The 21,151-nt window shown below is 69.5% G+C and carries 21 protein-coding genes and 2 pseudogenes; 9 read left to right on the top strand and 14 right to left on the bottom strand.

Annotated features, from left to right (window positions below; all coding sequences use genetic code 11):
- Positions 1–268: 268 nt before the first annotated feature.
- The 10 genes from ACWDEX_RS36035 to ACWDEX_RS35990 all read right to left on the bottom strand — a co-directional run bounded on the left by ACWDEX_RS36035 (position 269) and on the right by ACWDEX_RS35990 (position 8,567).
- Entirely contained in the window at positions 269–805 is a 537-nt protein-coding gene (locus ACWDEX_RS36035; protein WP_450468721.1) for a TetR/AcrR family transcriptional regulator, read from the bottom strand.
- A gap of 89 nt (positions 806–894) precedes the next feature.
- A complete protein-coding gene (locus ACWDEX_RS36030; protein WP_450468719.1) occupies positions 895–1,914 on the bottom strand; it encodes an LLM class flavin-dependent oxidoreductase in 1,020 nt (339 codons plus the stop codon).
- Positions 1,915–1,918: 4 nt separating this feature from the next.
- The gene (locus ACWDEX_RS36025; protein WP_450468717.1) at positions 1,919–3,400 is read right to left on the bottom strand and encodes an MFS transporter; all 1,482 of its coding nucleotides are present in this window, start codon (positions 3,398–3,400) and stop codon (positions 1,919–1,921) included.
- Between the two features lie 145 nt (positions 3,401–3,545).
- A complete protein-coding gene (locus ACWDEX_RS36020; RefSeq protein ID WP_450468715.1) occupies positions 3,546–4,382 on the bottom strand; it encodes a transposase in 837 nt (278 codons plus the stop codon).
- Between the two features lie 51 nt (positions 4,383–4,433).
- Positions 4,434–5,123, bottom strand: a complete 690-nt coding sequence (locus ACWDEX_RS36015; RefSeq protein ID WP_450468714.1) for an alpha/beta fold hydrolase — start codon at positions 5,121–5,123, stop codon at positions 4,434–4,436.
- A complete protein-coding gene (locus ACWDEX_RS36010) occupies positions 5,123–5,644 on the bottom strand; it encodes a pyridoxamine 5'-phosphate oxidase family protein (protein WP_450468712.1) in 522 nt (173 codons plus the stop codon). Before ACWDEX_RS36010 ends, ACWDEX_RS36015 begins: the two co-directional genes overlap by 1 nt.
- An 83-nt stretch (positions 5,645–5,727) precedes the next feature.
- On the bottom strand, positions 5,728–6,738 hold the full coding sequence (locus ACWDEX_RS36005; RefSeq protein ID WP_450468710.1) for an RNA polymerase subunit sigma-70: 1,011 nt from the start codon (positions 6,736–6,738) through the stop codon (positions 5,728–5,730).
- Positions 6,739–6,913: 175 nt separating this feature from the next.
- A complete protein-coding gene (locus tag ACWDEX_RS36000) occupies positions 6,914–7,474 on the bottom strand; it encodes a TetR/AcrR family transcriptional regulator (protein ID WP_450468708.1) in 561 nt (186 codons plus the stop codon).
- Between the two features lies 1 nt (position 7,475).
- Positions 7,476–7,631 carry an alpha/beta fold hydrolase gene (locus ACWDEX_RS35995; RefSeq protein WP_450468706.1) on the bottom strand — a complete coding sequence of 52 codons (156 nt, stop codon included), beginning with the start codon at positions 7,629–7,631 and terminating at the stop codon, positions 7,476–7,478.
- A 39-nt stretch (positions 7,632–7,670) separates the two neighbouring features.
- A complete protein-coding gene (locus tag ACWDEX_RS35990) occupies positions 7,671–8,567 on the bottom strand; it encodes an NAD-dependent epimerase/dehydratase family protein (RefSeq protein WP_450468704.1) in 897 nt (298 codons plus the stop codon).
- 148 nt (positions 8,568–8,715) lie between these two features.
- Here ACWDEX_RS35990 and ACWDEX_RS35985 point away from each other — a divergent pair, with 148 nt between their 5' ends.
- Complete coding sequence (locus ACWDEX_RS35985; RefSeq protein WP_450468702.1) at positions 8,716–9,675, top strand: GlxA family transcriptional regulator; 960 nt, start codon at positions 8,716–8,718, stop codon at positions 9,673–9,675.
- A gap of 28 nt (positions 9,676–9,703) precedes the next feature.
- On the opposite strand, the gene ACWDEX_RS35980 is transcribed toward ACWDEX_RS35985, so the two are convergent.
- Complete coding sequence (locus ACWDEX_RS35980) at positions 9,704–10,123, bottom strand: DUF4158 domain-containing protein (RefSeq protein ID WP_450468725.1); 420 nt, start codon at positions 10,121–10,123, stop codon at positions 9,704–9,706.
- Positions 10,099–10,293: a hypothetical protein gene (locus ACWDEX_RS35975; protein WP_450468727.1), complete on the bottom strand. Its 195-nt coding sequence runs from the start codon at positions 10,291–10,293 to the stop codon at positions 10,099–10,101. Before ACWDEX_RS35975 ends, ACWDEX_RS35980 begins: the two co-directional genes overlap by 25 nt.
- A gap of 1,439 nt (positions 10,294–11,732) precedes the next feature.
- On the opposite strand from ACWDEX_RS35975, the gene ACWDEX_RS35970 reads away from it, so the two are divergent.
- From ACWDEX_RS35970 to ACWDEX_RS35945, 6 genes and pseudogenes are all read left to right on the top strand, one after another.
- Entirely contained in the window at positions 11,733–12,755 is a 1,023-nt protein-coding gene (locus ACWDEX_RS35970; protein ID WP_450468700.1) for a hypothetical protein, read from the top strand.
- Positions 12,756–12,786: 31 nt separating this feature from the next.
- Positions 12,787–13,011: a hypothetical protein gene (locus ACWDEX_RS35965; protein ID WP_450468698.1), complete on the top strand. Its 225-nt coding sequence runs from the start codon at positions 12,787–12,789 to the stop codon at positions 13,009–13,011.
- A 362-nt stretch (positions 13,012–13,373) separates the two neighbouring features.
- Positions 13,374–14,019, top strand: a pseudogene (locus ACWDEX_RS35960) (helix-hairpin-helix domain-containing protein); the annotation flags it as partial.
- Entirely contained in the window at positions 13,985–14,356 is a 372-nt protein-coding gene (locus ACWDEX_RS35955; protein WP_450468723.1) for a DUF6300 family protein, read from the top strand. The pseudogene ACWDEX_RS35960 and the gene ACWDEX_RS35955, both read left to right, overlap by 35 nt.
- 567 nt (positions 14,357–14,923) lie before the next feature.
- Complete coding sequence (locus ACWDEX_RS35950) at positions 14,924–15,682, top strand: SDR family NAD(P)-dependent oxidoreductase (protein ID WP_450468696.1); 759 nt, start codon at positions 14,924–14,926, stop codon at positions 15,680–15,682.
- A gap of 267 nt (positions 15,683–15,949) precedes the next feature.
- On the top strand, positions 15,950–16,828 hold the full coding sequence (locus ACWDEX_RS35945; RefSeq protein WP_450468694.1) for a 1-aminocyclopropane-1-carboxylate deaminase/D-cysteine desulfhydrase: 879 nt from the start codon (positions 15,950–15,952) through the stop codon (positions 16,826–16,828).
- Between the two features lie 393 nt (positions 16,829–17,221).
- Here the strand turns inward: ACWDEX_RS35945 and ACWDEX_RS35940 are convergent, their stop codons facing one another.
- On the bottom strand, positions 17,222–18,103 hold the full coding sequence (locus tag ACWDEX_RS35940; RefSeq protein ID WP_450468692.1) for an SAM-dependent methyltransferase: 882 nt from the start codon (positions 18,101–18,103) through the stop codon (positions 17,222–17,224).
- Positions 18,104–18,319: 216 nt separating this feature from the next.
- On the opposite strand from ACWDEX_RS35940, the gene ACWDEX_RS35935 reads away from it, so the two are divergent.
- Entirely contained in the window at positions 18,320–19,918 is a 1,599-nt protein-coding gene (locus tag ACWDEX_RS35935; RefSeq protein ID WP_450468690.1) for an alkaline phosphatase D family protein, read from the top strand.
- 148 nt (positions 19,919–20,066) lie between these two features.
- On the opposite strand, the gene tnpA is transcribed toward ACWDEX_RS35935, so the two are convergent.
- On the bottom strand, positions 20,067–20,495 hold the full coding sequence (gene tnpA / locus ACWDEX_RS35930; protein WP_450468688.1) for an IS200/IS605 family transposase: 429 nt from the start codon (positions 20,493–20,495) through the stop codon (positions 20,067–20,069).
- Between the two features lie 46 nt (positions 20,496–20,541).
- Here tnpA and ACWDEX_RS35925 point away from each other — a divergent pair.
- Positions 20,542–21,151, top strand: a pseudogene (locus ACWDEX_RS35925) (RNA-guided endonuclease TnpB family protein); the annotation flags it as partial.

Here is a 21,151-nt window from a genome sequence, read left to right as displayed (position 1 = left end):
GCACCTGGACGATCAGCGCGGCCACCGCATAGACCGAGGGGCCGCCCGGCCTGCGGCCGGACAGCCCCTCAACAAGATCTTCATGAGTCTTCTAGGGCCTGTATTGAGTTGCCCGTCGTCCGCCCGGTGGGCGGGCGTCGCGGCGTCTGGTGCGGTACATCGCAAGGCGGAGGGTCGCCCGCGTACTGGACGTACGCGGGCGATCCCGACAACGCGGCGAGGTGCCGTGCCAGGCGTCGCGACGCAGGCGGGCAACTCAATACAGGCCCTAGGTCCGCAGGCCGTCGATGAGGACGGCGAGGACGTGGTCCGCCTCCTCCGGGGCGTGTTCGCGGGCCCAGGCGGCCGAGGCGATCAGGGCGTACAGGGCGCTCGCGGTGGTGTCCTCTCGGACCTCCCCGGCCTGCAGGGCGCGGGCCAGCAGGTGCCGGCCCGAGGACTGCATCGCGGTGCAGGCGGCGTTGAGGTCGGAGGTCTCGTCCTTGAGGCCGGCCATCAGCAGGGTGACCAGGCCGCGGTAGACGGCGGCGTGGGTGACGGCGGCCCGCACCCAGGTGGCCAGGGCCTCGCCGGCCGGCTCGACGGTCAGCAACTCCTCGGCAATGGCGCCGAGTTCGGTGAGGCTCTCGCGCAGCACCGCCTCCAGCAGGCCCTCCCTGGTCGGGAAGTGGCGGTAGAGGGTGGCGTTGCCGACGCCCGCCTGCTTAGCGATGTCGTCCAGCGAGGTGTGGGTGCCGTGGCGCTCGAAGGCGGAGCGCGCCTCGGCGAGGATTCGCTCGTAGTTGAGTCGGGCGTCTGCGCGCATGGGGGCACCTGCTCCTCGCCGTTGGGGGTACGGCGCCGCTCCCGTACGGGCGACGGGAGCGGCGCCGAACCGGGGCCTGACCCCGGATTCTAGCTTCGGCCGGACGGCTTGAGGCCGGTGAGCTCGGCGAGCAGGCGGTAGGAGCGCACCCTTTCGTCGTGGTCCCGGACCGGGCTGAGGACCATGAGTTCGTCGGCGCCGGTGGCGCGGACGAAGGCGGTGAGCTTCTGCCGTACCGTCTCCGGGCCGCCGAAGAACTGGGCGTCGTACAGGCCGTCCACGGTGGACCGCTCCTGCGGCGAGAACCGGAAGGCGGCGGCCTCCTCGACCGAGGGGAAGAGCGGGTCGAGGCCGCGCATCGCCTGGGCGTTGATCATCCGCAGCGGCGCGTCCAGCAGCCTGCCCCGGCGGTCGTCCTCGGCCACCGCGCCGAACACCGACACCAGGGCGTACGGCTCGCTCAGGTGGGCCGAGGGGCGGAACGCGGTGCGGTAGGCGTCCAGCGCGTCGGCCGCGCCGAACGGCGAGAAGTGGTGCGCGAACGCGAAGGGCAGGCCCAAGTCGGCGGCGAGGCGGGCACCGCCGGGGCTGGAGCCGAGCAGCCACACCGGGACGTTCTGTTCTTCCGCGGGGACGGCGAGCGGGCGATCGGCGCTCGTCCGAGCGAAGTAATCGGTCAACTCGCGGACCTGTGCGGGGAAGTCCTCCGCGCCGAGCGCGCCGGCCCGGCGGCGCAGCGCCCGGGCGGTGACCGGGTCGGTGCCCGGGGCCCGGCCCAGGCCGAGGTCGATGCGGCCGGGGTGCAGCGCGGCGAGGGTGCCGAACTGCTCGGCCACCACCAGTGGCGGGTGGTTGGGCAGCATCACCCCGCCCGCGCCCACCCGCAGCCGGCGGGTCGCGGCGGCGACCCGCCCGGCCAGGACGGCGGGGGAACTGGTGGCGAGCGCCGGCATGTTGTGGTGCTCGGCGACCCAGAAGCGGTGGTAGCCGAGCCTGTCCACGGCCTGCGCGAGGCGGACGCTGCTGCGCAGCGACTCCGTGGCCGTCGAGCCCCGCCACACGGGCGCGGTGTCCAGGACGGACAGCTTGATCGGGAGTGTGTCGGTCATCTGCTCAGAGCCCCGCGTGGACGGGCTGCTGCTCGCCCTTCTCGGCACCGGTGCCCCCGGAAGGCGTTCGGCGCATCGCCAGGGTGAGCAGGATGGTGAGCGCCGTGAGGCCGGCGCCCCAGCCGAAGGCCGCAGTGACGCCCTCGGTGAGGACGAAGTCGGCCGCACCCTTGGCGTCCAGCCCGGCCGGGGGCGTGGCGCCGCGGCTCGCGGAGCCGAAGACCGTCACCATCACCGCCAGGCCCAGCGCGCCGCCGATCTGCTGCATCACGTTGAGCAGCCCCGAGGCGGCGCCGGTCTCCTCCGGCGTGACCCCGGACAGCAGGATTGTCGTGACACCGACCAGCAGCACGCCCATGCCGAGCCCGGCGACCGCCATCGGGCCGAGCAGCGTGCTCAGGTAGCCGGAGGTAGGTGTGATCTGCGCGAACCAGACCAGCGAGAGGCTGATCGCGGCGGCGCCGACCGCCGTCAGGACACGGGCGCCCAGACGCGGCAGCAGCTTGGCGGCCACGCTGGAGGAACCGAGGATCAGCACCGCCAGCGGCACGAACGCCAGGCCCGCCCGGATCGGGCTGAGCCCGCTGACCTCCTGGAGGAACTGGGTGAGGAAGAAGAACATCGAGTTGCCCGCGGCCATCACGAACAGCAGGGCGACGTAGCCGATCGCCCGGTTGCGGTCGGCGAACAGCCGCAGCGGGGTGATCGGTTGGCGGGCCCTGGTCTCGACGAGCAGGAACAGCGCCAGCAGCACGACGGCCGCGGCGAAGGAACCCAGCGTCAGGCCGTCGCCCCAGCCCTGCTCCGAGGCGCGGATGAAGCCGTACACCAGGGCGGTCATGCCGAGGGTGGACGTCAGCGCGCCACCGAGGTCGAAGGAGCCGGGGGTGCGCTCGGTCTCGTGGATGAACATCGGGGCCAGGACCAGCAGGGCCACGCCGATCGGTACGTTGATGAACAGCACCCAGCGCCAGGACAGCCAGTCGGTCAGCAGCCCGCCGCCGATCAGGCCGATCGCAGCGCCGGAGCCGGACACGGCCGCGTAGGCGCCGAGCGCCCGGGCACGGGCCTTCGCGTCCGTGAAGTGCGTGGCGATCAGCGCGAGCACGGTCGGCGCCGCGAGGGCGGCGCCGGCCCCCTGGAGGGCGCGCGCCGTCAGCAGCATCCCGGCGGAGGTGGAGAGACCGCCGAGCAGCGAGGCGGCGGTGAAGACGGTGACGCCCGCGAGCAGCCCCCTGCGGTGCCCGAGCACGTCACCGGTGCGCCCGCCCAGCAGGAGCAGGCCGCCGAAGGTCAGCAGGTACGAACTCAGCACCCAGGAAAGGCCGGTGGGCGTGAAGCCCAGCGCCTCCTTGAGGTCGGGCAGGGCGATGTTCACCACGTTTACGTCGAGGATCAGCATCGTCTGGAGGGCCAGGACGAGGAACAGCACCAGGCCTGGGCGGTGGCGGTTCCCGGCGGTCGTGGTCGAGGTCTCTTCGCGCATGGGCGGTCCCCTCGGAAATAAACGGGGACTCTCCCCGCATCCTTGAAGGAAAATACAGGGACAGTCCCCGGTTATCAACGGCTACTCAGCCGTAGATCGATTAGCGTCGAGCGTCGGTGGGGCGGGGCGCTCTAGTAATGCTTGGTCAAGTTGATGTTCGGGTGGGTATGTCGCGGTGGCAGGTGGGGCAGCCGCCGGTCCATGTGGCGAGCAGGGTCTGTATCTCGTGGACAACCTGGTAGAGGCTCAGGCTGGCGCCGTCTTCTGGGGCACGAGCCAGTCGTTGCAGAGTGCAGAAGGCCTGCGCGACGGAGACGAGGGTGACGTGGTGATGCCAGCCGCCCCAGGTTCGGCCACGAAGTGCGCCAGGCCCAGGGCCTGCTTCATCTCGGGCCTTGTCACGTTGGCTGAGCGTTGATGAGGTTGTGTCAGGGTGCGAGGGGTGCCGGTGCCGGGTCTGGGTCAGGCACCGGAGGGCTGTGCGGCGGTACCGGTGATCTGGTCCCAGACGGCGAAGCGGTTGATCATCTCGGCGCGGGTGGTCGGTGGCGATCCACGCCCAGTCGTAGTAGCGAGGGCCCTTCGCGCCCGCTCCACACGAGCGGCGGTTCCGTCCGTCCGGCTCGACCAAGTGCAGTGCCTGGTCCGCGCGCATGCGCCCGCCGCCGAAGGTGGTGAGCTGGTGGTCGACGGGCACCGCGAACACATAGCCGATGCCGGCACCTTCCAAGAACTCGCGCAATTCCCGGCTGCGTCCGTACACCTCGTCCCCGGTCGCCCACTTCGGTCTGATCCCGGCGGTCAGCGCCCGTTTCGCCTGCGCGAGGGCGAGCGCCGGCTTGGTGGCGAATGCGTGATCCTTAGGGAAACCCGCCGTCGCCATCCGCGCCGGATCGTCGAACCAGTCGGCCTGCACGTACAGGTCCCGATCGATCAGGGCGTGGCTCGGCGGCCGCGTCCTGTCGTCGGCGTCGAAGGCCACCCGGGCAACGGCCGGGGCGCGGCCGACGGGGTCTCGGACTGCCGGCGCTGGTCAGGGGGTTGTCGAGTCCGTGGTGGTGTATGCCTCCAAGCGGTCGGCGAGTTGTCGGGGCCGGGTGAGAGCGACCATGTGGCCGCCGTCGATCTCGTCGGGAACGATTCCGAGGCGTTCGGCGACGACGCGGCGCATGAACGCGGCGGGGAGGAAGCGGTCGTCCCGGCAGAGCAGGAACGTCGTCGGCGTCGAAGGCCACGCGGGCAACGGCCAGGGCGCGGCGAACGGGGTGGGGGACTGCCGGCGGCTGTGCTCGCGCGCCTGGGCGGCCAGCGCGGGCGGGACGTCATGAAAGAACAGAGCGTCCTCGTCATCGGGGTCCCGGCCGTCACGCTCGTCCTGGTCGCGTCGGGCCTGTTCGTAACCGGTGTTGGCCCACCAGGAGCCGGGGGCCTCGCCGGGCTGCGGGATCATCGCGGTCAGCAGCACCAGTCGGTCGACGGGGGCGCGCCGGCAGACCAGCGGCGCGGTGAATCCGCCGAAGGAGTGGGCGACCAGCACGGTGCCGGTGCGGTCGCCGATCGCGGCGGCCACTGTGTCGGCGTACTGGGGCAGACCGGCCGTATCGTCGTCGCAGGGCAGCTCGGGCGTGGCCACGCGGTGGCCGCGGGTGCGCAGTTCGTCGGCGAGCAGGTGCCAGTACCAGGAATCGGATCCGGCTCCGGGGATGAACACGTACTGGGTCATCACGCCTGTCCCCGCTGCGTGAACTCGGCGGCCGTGGAGTCGCCGGGGAATCGAGTCTGGAAGTCCAGGACCCCCACCCAGGCGGGGCGTACCGCGATCCGGGCCATCCGCACACCAGGATGGTCGACGGCCGCGACCCGGGCCGCGCCCTCCTCTTCGCCGCCGTAGCGGCGCATGGCCAGCGCGTACTCCGGGACGATTCCGTCGACATCGGTGACCTGGGCACGGCCACGGATCAGCAGCGCCCGCGGCGGGGTCCCGGCGGCGTCGATCGTGATCGCCACATCGGGCCTGGCCCGCAGCGCCGCGATCTTCCGGGCGGGGAAAAACGTGGACAGCACCACATCTTGCCCGGTCCAGTGGAACAGCATCGGGAACACCCGTGGTGTGTCATCGGCAGCCACATACGCCACGCGCGCGAGCTCGGTCGAGGCCAGCAGATCCTGCGCGATGTCACTGTCCAGCAGGCGGACATCTCCCTGCCGCAGGGCCGCCAGTTCCTCGTGGGTCAGTGTGTGCACATTCAGCTCCTTGCCTCCTCGACCGCACCGGTTGCGGTCGTGCACTGTGAGACCACCCGAGCGCGGAAAAGGAATCGGAGCTATCAGGGCAGGGTTGCCGGCAGGCCGAACGCGCCGAAGACACGGGGCTCGAACGCGACGATCTCGGTGATCTCCCCATCCTCGACTCGCAGCACGTTGAGCACCTGCGGCTGGTACGACGCCTCTCCCGGCAGCCGGATGTAGCCGGCCATGGCCGGCTGCCGGTTCGCTGCCACCGGCACACCCCGCCACTGCCCCCGATGCAAGGGCGACCCCGATCCCAGTGCGTCCCCGACGAAGGCGACGACCTCCGCCCGGCCGGTGAAGCAGTACGGCAACGGCGGCATGGACAGCCGCACATCCTCGCTCAGGAGCTCCGCCAACGCCGCGGTGTCGGCCCGCTCGTGGGCCCTCATGAAACGCCGCAGCAGCTCCCGCTCCCGGCCGGCAAGGGACGTGGCCGAGGCCCGCCCAGCGCGGCGTTCCGGCAGGTGCTCCCGCAGCACCGGCCGTGCCCGCTGCAACGCGCTTTTCACCGCGGCCACGCTCATCTCCAGCAGCGCGGCGGTTTCCGCCGCCGGCCAGCCGAGCATGTCCCGCAGAATCAGCACTGCCCGCTGGCGAGGCGGCAGATGCTGGATGGCCACCACGAATGCCAGCTCGATGGTCTCCCTGGCGACGACCACGGCCTCCGGCTCCGCCTCCCGAGCGGCCACCGGCTCCAGCAACCGGTCCGGGAACGGCTGCAGCCACCCCACCTCCGCCGGTCGGCCGGACTCACCCGGTGTCAGCTGCCGCGGTTGCCGGTCGAGGAAGTCCAGGCACACGTTCGTCGCGATCCGGTACAGCCACGCCCGAAATGTGGAGCGGCCCTGGAAACTTCCGCGATAGCGCCACGCCCGCAGCAACGCCTCCTGCACCAGGTCCTCGGCGTCGTCGAACGAGCCCACCATCCGGTAACAGTGCACCCGCAACTCCCACCGATGCTGCTCGGCAAGCCCGGCGAACGCCGTCCCGTCCGCCGCTCGCACAGCGGCGAGCACCTCGCTGTCCACACTCGCCGACTCGTCCAACGCCCCGCTCCCCCGATCCGACCGCCACCGGCAACCCTAGACACCGAATCAGGGGTGTTGCCGAGATAAGCGCCAACCCCGCCAATAGTCGATCTTGAAGAGACTTGGGTGGCAGGGCGGCCTCGTCGTCAGCCCGTCGCGGCTGTCTCCGCCCCGGCGCGGGGCTTGAGCGGCGCTATTTCCAGTGGGCCAGGCCGTCGGTGACCAGGCGGATGAGCGCGGTGTAGCTGGTGTCCAGGTCCTCGGAGAACTGGAAGCCGCCTCCTGCTTGGAGGGTGGCGAAGCCGTGGGCGGCGGCGCGCACGCAGCGGGCGGCGTGGATGATCTGCTGGTCGGGAAGGTCGTACCCGCGCAGCGCCGCCAGGATGGGCTGGAGGACGCGGTCACCGGCGGTCCTGAGGCCGGCATCGTCGCCGAGTGCCTGGGGGATCGCCTCGTACCGGCGGGGATGCTCGACGGCGTAGCCGCGGTAGGCGAACATCAGCGCGCTGACCGCGTCGTCCCGACTGCGTCCCTGCACGGCCTCGGCGACCCGGTCGGCCAGCTCGCCCATCACCTGGATCGCGACCATGCGCCGCAGCCCGGTCAGCCCGTCCACGTGGTTGTAGAGGGATGGGACGGCGACGCCGGTGTGCGCCGCCACCCGTGCCAGGGTCAGTGCCTGCGGTCCGCCGGCGTCGAGCACTGCGATCGCGGCGGCACGCACGGCGTCCGGCGACAGTCCCGCTCTGGGCATCTCACACACCTGCCAGGAACTTCAGGACGACCGTTGAGGTCTCCTCCGGCCGGTCCAGGTGGGGGTAGTGGCCGGACTCCTCGATCACCGCGACGGTCGCGGGCGCGGCGGCCAGGTCGCAGGCCGCCTGGTGGGCTTCGGCGGCCGGGTCGGACATGTCGGGGCCCTTGGCCCCGGTGACGATCAGGGCCGGGCATCAGGCCGCCAGCGCCTCTCGGAGCGTTGAAGGCTTGAGTCCGAAGGTGTCGCGGATATCGCTGTCGTCCACGACGAACGGACGCTCGGACATGTAGCTCATCTCTGCGAACTCCCGCCACAGTGGATCGGTGAAGGACAGCAGCGCTGTGTCCCGTTCGGTGAGCGGCTCCAACCGCGGTTCGGGCGCTCCGTGGAGTGCAGCGAGGTCGGTCGCGGCCTGGCGCAGGGTCGTGGTGATGACCGGGGCGTGCCAGGCCCGTCCCCAGGCCCGCTCGTCGCCGCTGACCGCCACCAGCGCCGTTGCGACGTCCTCGGTGTAGGAAAACGAATGCGCCGCATCGGGGTTGCCGTGGACGAGAGCCAGTTCACCGTCGCGGACCCGGGGCGCGACCAGCAGCGTGAACGCTGAGACTGCGCCTGGGCCCAGGTACTGGCCGGCTCGCACTTCGGTGGCCCGCAGCCGCCCTTCGTCGTGCGCGTTCTTGGCCTGCCGCCACAGTTCGGCCCTCACCCGGCCCTTTCGGGTGTGCGGGGCCATCGGGGTGCGCTCGGTGACCGGCCCGGTGGTCTGCTGATAGCCGTAGTGGTTGCCGAGCATCACGTAGTCGGCCCCGGCCCGCTCGGTCGCGGCGAGAATCGAGGCGAACAACGGCGGCATGGTCTCCGGCCAGGTGTGGTAGGCGGTCATGGCGGCGTTGAAGACCGTGGCCGCTCCGGCCAGAGCCTCGGCCAGCTCGTCAGTGCGGCCCGCGTCCAGGGCGACCCGTTCGATGGCAGGGTGGTCAGGACCACTGCCGCTGCGGGTGATGAGGCGGACCCGCTTGCCGCTTTCGGCCAGTTGCCTGGCGGTCGCGACCCCGGTCGCACCTGCCCCGATGACGACTGATCCACCCATGGTCTTGTCTCCGTTCACCTTCAAAAATGGAACGCTTCCCCGAAGGGGGAAACGTGGTTCACGGAGGGCCCGTCCGCACGCCCAACTCTGCCGTGCGGACGCACGGTAGGTTAGTGGCCTGAAAGCCATTACCTCCAAGGATCTAGCCATGCGTCGTGTCGCCGTCCTGGCCGTTCCCGCGGTCAAGCCCTTCGACCTGTCCATGCCGTCAGCGCTGCTCGGCGCCGCCGAACTCGAGGGACGCCCTGGCTATGAGGTGACGGTGTGCACCGCCAAACCCGGCGTGATCGCCGCCTCCGGCGGCATCGAGGTGGTGGTCCGGCACGGCCTTCAGGCGGTCGCGGCGGCGGACACGGTGATCGTCCCCTCGACCGGCAGCCGGCACGACGCCGAGCCGGCCGCACTGGACGCCTTGCGAGAGGCGGCCGCCGCGGGAAAGCGCGTTGCCTCGATCTGCAGCGGCGCCTTCGTCCTCGCCCAAGCCGGACTCCTCGACGGCCGTGTCGCCACCACCCACTGGGGCCTGGCCGAGGAAATGCAGCGCGCCTTCCCCTTGGTGCACGTGGACGCCGACCGGCTGTTCGCCGAGGACGGACCGATCATCACCGGTGCGGGCTCGGCCGCCGGGATCGACCTGTGCCTGCACCTGATCAGTTCCGACTACGGCGCGGCCGTGGCCAACGCGGCGGCCCGCGCCGCCGTCGTCACCCCGGTCCGGCACGGCGGGCAGGCGCAGTTCGTACAGACCCCCCTCCCGGCCGAGACCGACTCCTCATTGGATACGGCCCGCATCTGGGCACTGCAGCACCTGGACCAGCCGATCTCCCTGCACGACCTGGCCGGTCAAGCCAAGGTCAGTGTGCGGACTCTGACGCGCCGTTTCACAGCCGAGACTGGTGTGACCCCGTTCCAATGGCTGCTCCAGCAGCGGCTGCTGCGGGCTCGCGAACTGCTGGAGACCACCGATCTCACCGTCGATCAGGTGGCCAGCCGCAGCGGCCTCGGCTCCGGCGAGTCGCTCCGCCAGCACCTGAGCCGCCAGATCGGCATGACCCCAGCCGCCTACCGGGGCGCCTTCCACCGCCCGAGCGTAAAGACTGGTGAGTGACCGCGCGACTCGGTCCGGACCCGGCGTTTCATAGGTGGACGCCTCGGCTGGCGGCGGAGAGCACCTGCCGGCGGACTTCGCCGGTGCGGAACCGGGCCCGGCACAGCGGGGCGACGTCGTCGCGGAGGTAGGTGACCAGGGCGCTGCGGCCGTGCTGTCCGCCGTGGCGTTCGTGGCGCTTGGTTGCGAGGTCGAACAGCAGGGTGGGGCGTTTGTTGCCGATCCAGGCCCGCTGGTAGAGCCAGCGGGCGAGTGCGAACCACTGGTCGAATTCGAACTTGGTGTACCCGTAGCCGTCGCGGATCTGTTCCTGGTGTGCCCAGCGGGCCTCGCTGCTTCCGTACCCGGTGAACGCCGGCGGCTCCAGTCCGAGCTGCTCGGCGACGTAGGCGACCACCACGGCGGGCACCTCTTCGGGGTGGTTCAGGAAGGTGCCCAGGTAGCGGATGGTGCCGAGCTGGACGGCCCAGCCGATCCGGTTCCGCCACGAGCGGCCATCGCCCTGCGCCGCGCGGTCTGGTCCAGCAGGAAGGACCCGGCCAGCTGCCCTTCGTCCGGGTCCTCGGTGAAGTGGCCGAAGCGCCTGCGCTGTTCCTCGCTGAGAAAGTTGGTGGGCACCGCCCGCTCCTTGATCGTCGGCGTGATTCGCGCGAGACGGTGCCATGTGGCCTGGCGGAACGTGAGGCGATCCCCGATTCCAGCCCAGAGCATCACCCCATGTGATAGACGGGGCGGCTCGGACGGCGATCGGATCCGGCGGCGCCCCACCGGGTCGGGCGGTGCCAGGGCCGACGTGTGCGGGCACCACCTCGAACTGAGCCCACGAAAGCAAAGATCCCGTCCGATCAACCAGATCGGACGGGATTCCGCGTCAACTGTCCCCGAGCTGACTCAAGAACAGTCGTGATCCGGCACGTCAGGGGATCTGGGCCTCGATGTGGGCGAGGTGGGTGGCGAGGATTTCTTCGAATGCGGCGCTGCGGTCTGGATCTCTACGGAACCCGGAGCGGTTCAAGGGCGCTCTTGGCTCCTCACTTGGTCGCTGTGGGCAACAATTTAGGTAGCCGCTTGCTGTTGCGATCCTCGGTCGTCCCGAAGAGCGACTGCCGCGCGGAGGCGGGGGTTTCGGCTGACTGGGCACGGTGGCGGATCTATGGTTGCCCCATCGGCAGAAGCCGGGCAGAGCGCCCAGACAACGCCTCCATTACCGGGGCGAACTCCACTGTCATACGGGGACGTTGGACCCGGGAACGAAGCGAACGAGATATCGACGCGCCCAGCCCTGCGACCCACATCCCACCGAGGTACCGGCCACATCATCAGTTCATCCGAACCGGTCATGTGCGGAGGGGGCGGCCGATCCGCCGTCTGGCCTCCCGCCATCTCAGGCCAGCGCGACACAGTGGGTCGCGACCGCTGCCCCGGGCCGCCACGACTGCCGCACTCTCGCCGGCAACCTCGGCATCAGGCCGTTGCCAGCCACTGCGATTACCTGCTCGAACCCGCACCCACGACAGGTCCGGCGATCCCATACCTGACGCAACATCAGCTCACTAAACTCAGAAACAGGCGCCTGACCAGCAGGAATATCAGAGTCTCGGACCTGGCTCCCCGCCCTGCCGCCGTGCACACGCCCGAATCCCCGGCCTCCTGCTCCCTTGACTGATGACATGGACCCGCCAAGTATGCCCGCCATAGCTGTCCTGGTGCAGCCCATTGTCCGGCCGGTTCATGGCAGCCCGGCGCGCCGCGGCAGTCTCGTACACCGGCATCGGCCGGGGCGCGGATGGCCCCTCTACCTGCCCACTCATCCGAGAGAGCGCGACTGACGCGAGGACGGTGCCCAGACACAACGGCCCGCGAAACAAGCGGTAATCCGGACCGGCCGAAAATAAGGGGCCCCTCAAAGCGAAGGACAGGGCGGCTGATCTAGGGCTGTTTCGCACGTGCCCGCCCCGCCTAGGTTCGCTGTCGTCCGCACACTGATTGGCTCTCCGCACCCTGATCGGCCATGCCGTCAGAAATACGCACTCCAACGACAATCGAAGGAGAAGTTCGTGCGCAGACTCAGACACGCGATACTCCCGCTGGCCGCAGCCACCGTACTGGCACTGATCGGTGCGGGAACGGCCGAGGCGGCGCCCGCCCCGGCCGGAACCCAAACCGAGCTCACCACCGGTGTTCTCACCGGCTCCGGGAACGGGACAAGCGTCGGCCACGCCGCGCGGCTGTCGAGCGGGGCCCCGGTCGACTCGACGCAGGACGCCGCCGCGCTGGCGCGGTACTGGACACCGGAGCGGATGGCGAATGCCGTCTCGCTCGACAAAGCGGCCGCCCCGCCACGGCCGGACGGCGCCAAGAAGGCCGGCCCCACCGGGAAGCCGGGAACGATCCCGGCCGCCCCCGCGCGCTCCGACACACCGACGCTGCGCATCAACGAATCCGCCGCGGTGGGCAAGGTGTTCTTCACCAACCCCAGCAACGGCGGCACCTATACGTGTTCGGCGAGTGCTCTCAACAGTGACTCAAAACAGATGGTTGTCACTGCCGGGCACTGCGTACACGGCGGCAAAGGCGGCACGTGGATGACAAACTGGGTCTATGTGCCGCGTTACCGCTCCGGAGCCCGTCCATTCGGCACCTTCGCCGCCAAGCAGATGCGCACGTTCAACGCCTGGATCGACAGCAGCGACCTCAGACGGGACGTGGCCATGGTGACCACCTGGCCGCTCAACGGGAACAAGATCGTCAATGTCACCGGCGGTCACGGACTGAGCTGGAACTTCTCGCGCACGCAGCCCATCACCATTCTGGGCTACCCCGGGAACTTCGGCAGCGGAGAAAGCCAGTGGGCGTGCACGGGCACGACACGGGCAGCCAGTGACGGCGGCCTCGAGCTTCAGTGCAACTTCGGCGGCGGCTCCAGCGGAGCGCCATGGCTGCGTGACTTCAACGACTCCAACGGTCTCGGATCCGTCAACGGAGTGATGAGCACCGTCACCTCGGACGGCTGGAACGAGGCCGCCTACTTCGATGACGCGGTCAAAGCGATGTACGACGCCCAGGGCAGCGTCACCTGACAGTCTGAACACCGGACAAGGAGAAAGTCCCATGCGTCGCAGTAGTCTGAGCCGCTGGGCAGCCGCCGCCATCGCCGCCGCTGTGGCGACCATGGCCGCCTGGCGTACCGCGGCCACCGCCCCGGAATCCGAGCCGCAGCCGGACTCGGGGACCACGATCAACGATGTACGGCAGAACCCGGAGAAGGTCCGGGACTACTGGACGCCTGAACGGATGAAGGAAGCCGGAAACGCCCCCATGCCGAAGCGCCGCTAAAGGCGGGCGAGTCCGAGCACGGCACCCCGCCGGGGCACGGTCGAGCGAGGCCACCCTCTCTCCGCCCCCGGGGTGCCGTGCACCGAACCCCGGAGCCGACCGCCGGGGACGCTCAGGCCCTGGACGGGCTGGTGCCGCCGGTGGTGGTGGCCGATGCCGGCCGATCGAACCGAACCGGTGCACGTAGCAGTCACACCCAGGGGTGACCGCGGTGGACGCGGGTACGGCGGGGATGGTCAACTCGTCGGACAACGGGTCTCCTTGCTCGTGACCGGCCTCAACAACCACGTCACTACCAAGGGGCCCGTTTCTTCATGCCCACGACCACACCGGCATCTCTGTCCGAATGATCACCCGCGCCGCTCGCCCGGACACTGGCCGGGTACACGCTCGGCGGCGCCGACATGCTGCGCCGCGCGATGGGGGAAGAACTTCCACGCCGGTATGACCGGCAACGACTACTCGGAAGAAGCCACCAAGGCGATCTGGGACGTCATGCTCCCGTTCTCCGGCTACGCCTTCAACAAGTCGCACACCGCCGGATATGGCTTGGTCATTTACTGGACCGCCTACCTCAAGGCGAACTACCCGGCCGAGTACATGGCCGCCCTGCTGACCTCCGTCGGTGACGACAAGGACAAGGCTGGCATCTACCTTGCTGACGCCTGCAAGCTGGGTGTCACCGTGCTGCCGCCTGACGTGAACGAGTCGGTTGCCGAGTTCACGGCCGTCGGCGACTATGTCCGCTTCGGTCTGCTGTCGGTGCGCAACGTCGGCGAGAACGTCATCGAGGCGATCATCGCCGGGCGCAAGTCCAAGGGGAAGTACACCTCCTTCGCGGATTTCCTCGGCAAGGTCGATCTGCCCGCGCTGAACAAGCGCGCCATCGAGTCCCTGGTCAAGGCAGGCGCGTTCGACTCCTTCGGACACACCCGCCGCGGCCTGGTGGCCGCGCACGAGATGGCCATAGACGCTGTCGTGCCGCTCAAGAAGGCTGCCGCATACGGCCCCGCCGAGTCCGTGCTGCGATGGCCTCACCCTGCTCCTCGCGCGGTATTCCCATGCGTGGAAAAACGCGCGTGGGGAGGACGTCTCCGGGATCAAAGAGGCGGTGCTGTGCGCGGCATGCGATCACAGCGATGCTGCTGCCACCGAGCTGATCGCCCTGTTCAACGGGGACGAGCAGGTGTCGCTGGAGAACTTGGAGACGTTCGGCGGGCTTGCCGTGGCCTGGGTGGAGTCGGTGCGGCAACGCATGGTGGACGAGACGCTGCTCCAAGAACAGCACGCGCTGTGGCGGCGCGGGGAGCTTGACGGCCAAGGTTGTCTTCGTCGGCGGACGTGAATTGGAGTGCCACGCCCGTCTCCTGCCCAAGGGGCGGTGGAAGGCGACCGGGCTTACCGGCTGTGTCGCGGACGGAGGGCCCTGGACCTGGGGTGCGACCCGGGAAAGGGGCCCTTCGCTTGTAGGGTCCTACGGCCTGACCAGCGATTGATCCCGGGCAGGCTGAGGGGCTGCCGGCGGTTCCCCGCCGGCCTCGGGCATCGACCGGTGGCTTTTGGAACTGCGGGCTCAGACTGGCTTCCGCGCGTCGACGACATCGCTGCCGACCGTTGTCCGGTACGGGTGCGTTGCCACGGTGATGCTGAGCTCAAGGAGCCGGGCCCGGAAACCGGTGACCCAGTCTGCTCTTCCGTGCACCCGAGGCTGTGGCCCTTGCGGGAGGGCCGTGCTCACAGCCCGGCCGGCGCCGCACCAGCGTGAGGGCCGCGAGCCGCGGCCGGGTTCCGCAGACAACGCGAGGTCCGATACCCGCCAGCACCGACTTCCACCCGGCCGCAGTCTGATGGAGTGATCAGACGCCGGGCCCGGCCGACCACCCAGAACTACCCCTTTCCGAAAGGCTTCCTCATGTCTTCCCGTCTGGACTCCAAGGTTTTCGTCGTCACCGGCGGCTCCTCCGGCATCGGCCTCGCAGTCGCCCGGCGGCTCGCTTCGGAAGGCGCCGCCGTCGTCATCGGCGCCCGCCGCAAGGACGTCGGTGAGGAGGCTGCCGAGAGCATCCGTGCTACGGGCGGTCGGGCGCTCTTCGTTCCCGCGGACGTCTCCGTCGAGGCCGACGCTGCCGCCCTGGTCGCGGCGGCGCTCTCCGAGTTCGGCCGCCTGGACGGGGCGTTCAACAATGCCGGCGGCTTCAACGCCTCCGGCCCGGTGTCCAGCATCGACGGCACCGCGTGGAACGCCGAGATCGCACAGAACGTCACTAGCGTCTTCAACTGCCTCAAGCACCAGATCCCGGAGGTTCTCAAGACCCGCGGTGCGATCGTCAACAACGCCTCCAACATGGGCGTCGTCGCGCTGCCCGGCGTTGCCCCGTACGTCGCCGCCAAGCATGCGGTCGTGGGCCTGACCCGGGCCACCGCGCTCGAAGTCGCCGAGCAGGGCGTGCGGATCAACGCCATCACCAGCGGCGGTGTCGACACGCCGCTGGCCCGCGGCTCCATGATGACCAGCGACGAGGCCGTCGCGCAGATCTCGGCGATGCATCCGGTGAACCGCATCGCCCAGCCCGAGGAAATCGCCCCGTTCGTGGCGTTCCTGCTGAGCAGCGAAGCCTCGTTCATCACCGGCGCGGCCCTGGCGATCGACGGCGGATTCACCACCCGTTGACGCCCGGGGGTGCACGCGCTGAAGGCCGGCCGGGCGCGCGGGCCGGCGCCCTTGCGCCGTCACTGCGGGCGGGGCTGCGTTCCGCATCGGCTTCGTTCACCGGCTCGGCCGAAGCACACGGCTGACTTCGGTCTAATGTCGCTGTCATGACGTCGCGTCCGCTGCTCCATCAGCGCTGGCCGGTCCTTGCGGATTCTCCCCCATCTGCAACTGGGAGGCGGCCCGACGCCGGTCCGTCCGCTGACCGGGCTGGGACTCCGATCCCCCGTGTGGCTGAAGGACGACAGTGGCTACGGCCGGGGTGGCTGGGGCGGGAACAAGGTCCGCAAGCTGGAGTGGCACCTGCCCGAGGCCCGACGCCGGAACCGGACCATCCTCACGGTCGGCGGGCTCGGCACCAACTGGGGCCTGGCGGCTGCGCTGTACGCCCGTGAGCAGGGCCTCGACGTGGCCCTCGGCCTGATTGACCAACCGATGGACGACCACGTCAGGGCCCAGCTCGCCAGGCTGCGTGCCTCCGGCGCCACCTTGCATTTCTTGCACACCCGGAACCGGCTGGTCCTCGCGGCACCGTGGCTGTTCGCCCGCCACACACGTGGGATCCACCTCCCGTACTACCTTCCCGCCGGAGGCTCCTCTCCGCTCGGCGCGCTCGGATCCGTCGAGTGCGCGCTCGAACTGGCCGAGCAGGTCGCCAGCGGACTGCTGCCCGAACCGGCCTGGATCGTCACCCCGGTCGGATCCGGCGGCACCGCGGCCGGCCTCGCCCTGGGTTTCCGGTTCGCCGGTCTGCGCACCCGTGTCCTCGGCGTCATCGTCAACGACACGCTCCGACTCGACGCCGTCACCCTCTCCCGGCTCGCCGCGCGGTCCCTGGCACTCCTCCGATCACGCGGCGCCGACCCGTCGACGGTGGCCGCCCCCCGCCCCCACGAGATCGTCACGGAGTACGGCTGGCTCGGCCCGGGCTACGCCCACCCCACTGCGCAGGGGCGTTTCGCGCGCGACCGGGCGGATTCCGAGGAAGGACTGGAACTCGAGGACGTCTACACCGCCAAGGCCTTCGCCGCCCTGCTAGACCTCGACGCGGCCAACCGCTTCGGCCCAGAACCCGTGGTGTTCCTCAACACCTTCGGCCCGCGGTAAGGACCGTCCCATAGAAGGCCGCGAACCGGCATGGCCGTCGAAGCGTGTCCAAGGGTGTCCTGGCCTTGATCCAGGGCCGGGTAGTTAACGGTTTTGCGCTGGTGGCAAGCCAGTTGACGTTGCTCGGGCTCCGGTCGGGAACGTGAGTAACGGAACCCCGTTGAAGCAGGTAGTCCGCCAAGACTGTCTGCTGCCTGTGGAGCTCCGTTGCTTGTACGTCATTGTGCCCTGTCGCCTGGTCTGGTGACCGTCTCCCGCGTGTTCACGGTGGCCGAGGGGCGGTTTGCTCCCGGTCGTCTCGGTGAGCTGACCCGCATCGTGCCGTTCGAGCTCGGCGATGCGGTTCTGGAGGAAACCCGCACGGTGCAGCGGGAGCTTGCGGCCCAGAGGCGGTCAGAGGCTGGGTTTGGAGGCGGTGAGAGCGGTGTAGCCCATTTTGGTACGGCAGAGCTCCAGGACGAGCGGATAGGCGAGGTCGAGCTGGTTTGCGATCTCCGGGCCGAAGAGGTCGGCGATCCGGGGCCGGCGGCCGGCGTAGACCTGTGGGATGAGGTCGTAGGTGGGGCCGAAGTCGCCCGTCTTGTCGCGGACGCGGCCTACGGTGAAGCCAGCTTCGCGGGCGAGCTCGGCGTAGGTTTCGGGGGAAGGGGCCAGACGGGGCAGCGCGAAGCCTGTGCGGAACAGGCTCACCTCCTCGTCGGTGAAAGGGGTCCCCTCGTAGCAGTCGGCGAGGACGAGTCGGCCACCAGGGCGCAGGACACGCCAGGCCTCGCGTAGGGCGAGCAGGCGGTCGGCGAAATGAGCGAAGGACTCGATCGCCCAGGCGCCGTCGAAGGAACAGTCGGGGAAGGGCAGGCGCATCGCGTCGCCGGTGGCGAAGTCCACGCGGCCGGCGAGCCCGGCGCGGGACGCACGCTCAGCTGCTTGCGCGGTCTGCGTACGGCTGGCGGTGATGCCGGTGACCCGCGCACCGGTGGCCCGGGCCAGCCGCACGGTGGGCCGACCGGTGCCGCAGCCGATGTCCAGCACTCGTCGACCTTCGCCGGCTAGGGCGAGTTCGCCGATGAGCTCGTCGGTCCAGCGGTCCTGCGCCTGAGTCAGCTCCAGCCACGCCTCGTCCGACGACAGCGCCCTGCCCGGCTCGGGCCGAACTCCGCCGTCCCACATGCCCAGGTGCATGCTGTCGCCCATAGTCAGGCTGTACAGGCCACCGAAACGGTCATACCAGGCCCCCACATCTGTTGCCGACAACTCCTGCTCGACCGGGTTCTCCATGATGCCCCTCCTGTCCATGCTGCAGCTCGTGCCACGGGCCTGCACCAGCCTGGGAGTACCAAGACGGCGGTGAAAGGGCGCGGAGAGGGGCGCGCGACGCACACCGCCCGTCAGACCACCGAATTCCACTGAAGAGCCAGGGCTGATGATGACCGTTCAACAGGACTTTGTGTGCTGCGGCGCCGGCGTTCACCAGCCCCCCGAATGATCTACCGCATGCCCACACACGAACATTCTTCATCCCGCCTTCTGGGCCGCCGCAGCCTCCTCGCCGCCGGCGCCGCCGGTGCCGCCTTCGTCGGCGGTCTGACCGCTCCCCGTGCCTATGCCTCGAGCTCGTCCGGGCTGGTGCTGTCCGGCCGGCCTGAGGTCAGCCACGGCGTGCAGGTCGGCGATGTCGTCGGCCGCAGCGCTGTCGTCTGGGCGCGAGCCGACCGTACGGCCCAGATGGTGGTTGAGGTGGCCCGAGACCCGCGGTTCCACGACGCTCGGCGGGTCCGGGGGCCGGTCGTCACCCCGGACAGCGACTTCACGGGCCACGTCAGGATCAGCGGTCTGGCCGCGGGCGAGCGGCACTGGTACCGGGTGTCCTTCCAGGACCCGGCCGACGCCCGCCGCACCGGCGCCGCGGTGACCGGCTCCTTCCGTGCCGCCCCCGACCAGCACCGTCCACGCCGCGACATCCGCTTCGTCTGGTCCGGCGACATGGTCGGCCAGGGCTGGGGTATCAACCCGGGCCTCGGCGGCATCGAAATCTTCGAGACCATGCGGCAGGCCAAACCGGACTTCTTCCTGCACAGCGGCGACACCATCTACGCCGACGGGCCGCTCCAGGAGTCTGTGACCCTGCCCGACGGCCGGGTCTGGCACAACCTGGTCACCGAGGAGAAGTCCAAGGTCGCCGAGACACTGGCCGAGTACCGCGGAAACTTCCGCTACAACCTGCTGGACGCCAACGTCCGCGCCTTCGCCGCCGAAGTGCCCGGCATCTACCAGTGGGACGACCACGAGGTCCGCAACAACTGGTATCCCGGGCAGATCCTCACCGACGACCGCTACACCGAGAAGCGCGTGGATGTGCTCGCGGCCCGGGCCAAGCAGGCCTTCTTCGACTACCTCCCGATCGACGACCAGTCGGCCGACGAGGCCGGCCGCATCTACCGGCGGATCAGCTATGGGCCGCTGCTCGACGTCTTCGTCCTGGACATGCGCACCTACCGGGACGCCAACAGCCCTCAGCTGAACACCGAGCCGAACGGCGGCATCCTGGGCCGCCGACAGACCGAGTGGCTCAAGCGCGGGCTGGCCGGCTCCAAGGCCCTGTGGAAGGTCGTCGCGGCCGATATGCCGATCGGCCTGGTAGTGCCGGACGGCGCCAATATCGAGGGGGTCGCCAACGGCGACCCCGGTGCGCCCAAGGGCCGCGAGTTGGAGATCGCCGAGGTGCTGCGGCATCTCCAGCGGCACGCCGTACGCAACACGGTGTGGGTCACGGCGGACGTGCACTACGCCGCCGCCCACCACTACGACCCCGCGCGGGCCGTCTTCCAGGACTTCGACCCCTTCTGGGAGTTCGTCGCCGGACCGCTCAACGCGGGCACCACTACCCATCCCTACAAGCTGGACGCCACCTTCGGCCCCCAGCTGGTGTTCGCCAAGAACCCGTCGGCGCTCGCCTCGCCACTGGACGGGTACCAGTTCTTCGGCCAGGTCGACATCGATGCCGCCTCCGGAGCGCTGACCGTCGCGCTGCGGGACGCCGCCGGGGCCACGCTGTGGAGCACCAGGCTGGAGGCGCAGCGCAGCCGACGGTGAGTCAGCCGCCACGACTTGGCTTCTGAGTGGCGGTTCCGGTCGAGGTTCAGCTTGATCTAGCGCGGAACCCCGGGCGTTCACGCCCGGGAGGAAGCGCTTCTCTGGAACGCTCTGACCCGCGGGTGCCCACGGGCCTGCACTGTTGACCTCAGCCAGGTCGCTTCTGGTTCTCGATGTACTCCTTGATGATCTCCAACGGTGCTCCGCCGCACGAGGCGGCGAAGTATGAAGGCGACCAGAAGTGGTCACCCCACAGGTATTTACGGATATGGGCTGGGAACTCCTGACGGAGCCGCCGGGCGGAGACGCCCTTGAGGGAGCCGACCAGCCGGGACAGGGCAACTTTGGGCGGGTAGTGCACCAGCAGGTGGACGTGGTCCCTGCCCCCGTTGAACTCCACCAGCTCGGTGTCGAAGTTTGCGCACACGTCACGCATGACCTCCTCGCAGCGCCGAAGGATCTCATCGGTGAACGGGCCGCGCCGATACTTGGGTGTGAAGACCAAGTGCGCGTGAAGGGTGCAGACAACTGTTCTACCCCTGCGAATATTGGGATCTGGTTCCCAGCGTGGTGACATAGACCGTAGGGTCACGTCGGTGAAACTCGTTGTGCAGGTGAAACTGATGCCGGAGGCCGGGCAGGCCGCCGCACTGTCAAAGACCCTGCGCACGGTCAACGAGGCCGCGAACTGGGTGTCGGCGGTGGCGTTCGAGCGGGGTGTGCCGCGCGAGTACGAGATGCGCAAGCACACCTACGCGGAGCTGAAGTCGCGGGGGTTGGGTGCGCAAGCCGCCCAGCACACCATCAAGAAGGTCCGCGACGCGTACACGACACTCAAGGCCAACATCAAGGCCGGGAACCTTGGCAGACCGGCTTCGAAGCGGCGCAGGAAGGCCGAGTCCAAGCCCATCGTCTTTCGGCCCGAGGCAGCCCAGCCGTACGACGACCGGTGTCTGAGCTGGCAGTACGACGCGCAGACGGTATCCATCTGAAGTACCGCCGGACGCATCCGGGATGTGCGGTTCGTCTGCTCCGCGGACGGTCTCAAGATGCTGCGCGAGCACCGGCAGGGCGAATCGGATCTGATCGAACGCGACGGCACGTTGTATCTGATCGCCACGTGCGAGGTGCCCGAGGTTGAAGAGTACGAGCCTGACGGGTTCATCGGCGTCGATCTCGGCATCGTCAACATCGCCACCACGTCCACCGGCTACCAGGCCGCCGGGCGCGACC

It is taken from the genome of Streptomyces sp. NPDC001020 (assembly GCF_053599115.1).
This window is presented reverse-complemented; position numbering and strand designations above follow the sequence as displayed.

Excerpts from the sequence above, each read along its gene's own strand:
- ACWDEX_RS36035 (WP_450468721.1), bottom strand. The coding sequence starts at position 805 with ATGCGCGCAGACGCCCGACTCAACTACGAGCGAATCCTCGCCGAGGCG.
- ACWDEX_RS36030 (WP_450468719.1), bottom strand. The coding sequence starts at position 1,914 with ATGACCGACACACTCCCGATCAAGCTGTCCGTCCTGGACACCGCGCCC.
- ACWDEX_RS36025 (WP_450468717.1), bottom strand. The coding sequence starts at position 3,400 with ATGCGCGAAGAGACCTCGACCACGACCGCCGGGAACCGCCACCGCCCA.
- ACWDEX_RS36015 (WP_450468714.1), bottom strand. The coding sequence starts at position 5,123 with ATGACCCAGTACGTGTTCATCCCCGGAGCCGGATCCGATTCCTGGTAC.
- ACWDEX_RS36000 (WP_450468708.1), bottom strand. The coding sequence starts at position 7,474 with ATGCCCAGAGCGGGACTGTCGCCGGACGCCGTGCGTGCCGCCGCGATC.
- ACWDEX_RS35995 (WP_450468706.1), bottom strand. The coding sequence starts at position 7,631 with ATGTCCGACCCGGCCGCCGAAGCCCACCAGGCGGCCTGCGACCTGGCC.
- ACWDEX_RS35990 (WP_450468704.1), bottom strand. The coding sequence starts at position 8,567 with ATGGGTGGATCAGTCGTCATCGGGGCAGGTGCGACCGGGGTCGCGACC.
- ACWDEX_RS35985 (WP_450468702.1), top strand. The coding sequence starts at position 8,716 with ATGCGTCGTGTCGCCGTCCTGGCCGTTCCCGCGGTCAAGCCCTTCGAC.
- ACWDEX_RS35965 (WP_450468698.1), top strand. The coding sequence starts at position 12,787 with ATGCGTCGCAGTAGTCTGAGCCGCTGGGCAGCCGCCGCCATCGCCGCC.
- ACWDEX_RS35950 (WP_450468696.1), top strand. The coding sequence starts at position 14,924 with ATGTCTTCCCGTCTGGACTCCAAGGTTTTCGTCGTCACCGGCGGCTCC.
- ACWDEX_RS35940 (WP_450468692.1), bottom strand. The coding sequence starts at position 18,103 with ATGGAGAACCCGGTCGAGCAGGAGTTGTCGGCAACAGATGTGGGGGCC.
- ACWDEX_RS35935 (WP_450468690.1), top strand. The coding sequence starts at position 18,320 with ATGCCCACACACGAACATTCTTCATCCCGCCTTCTGGGCCGCCGCAGC.
- tnpA (WP_450468688.1), bottom strand. The coding sequence starts at position 20,495 with ATGTCACCACGCTGGGAACCAGATCCCAATATTCGCAGGGGTAGAACA.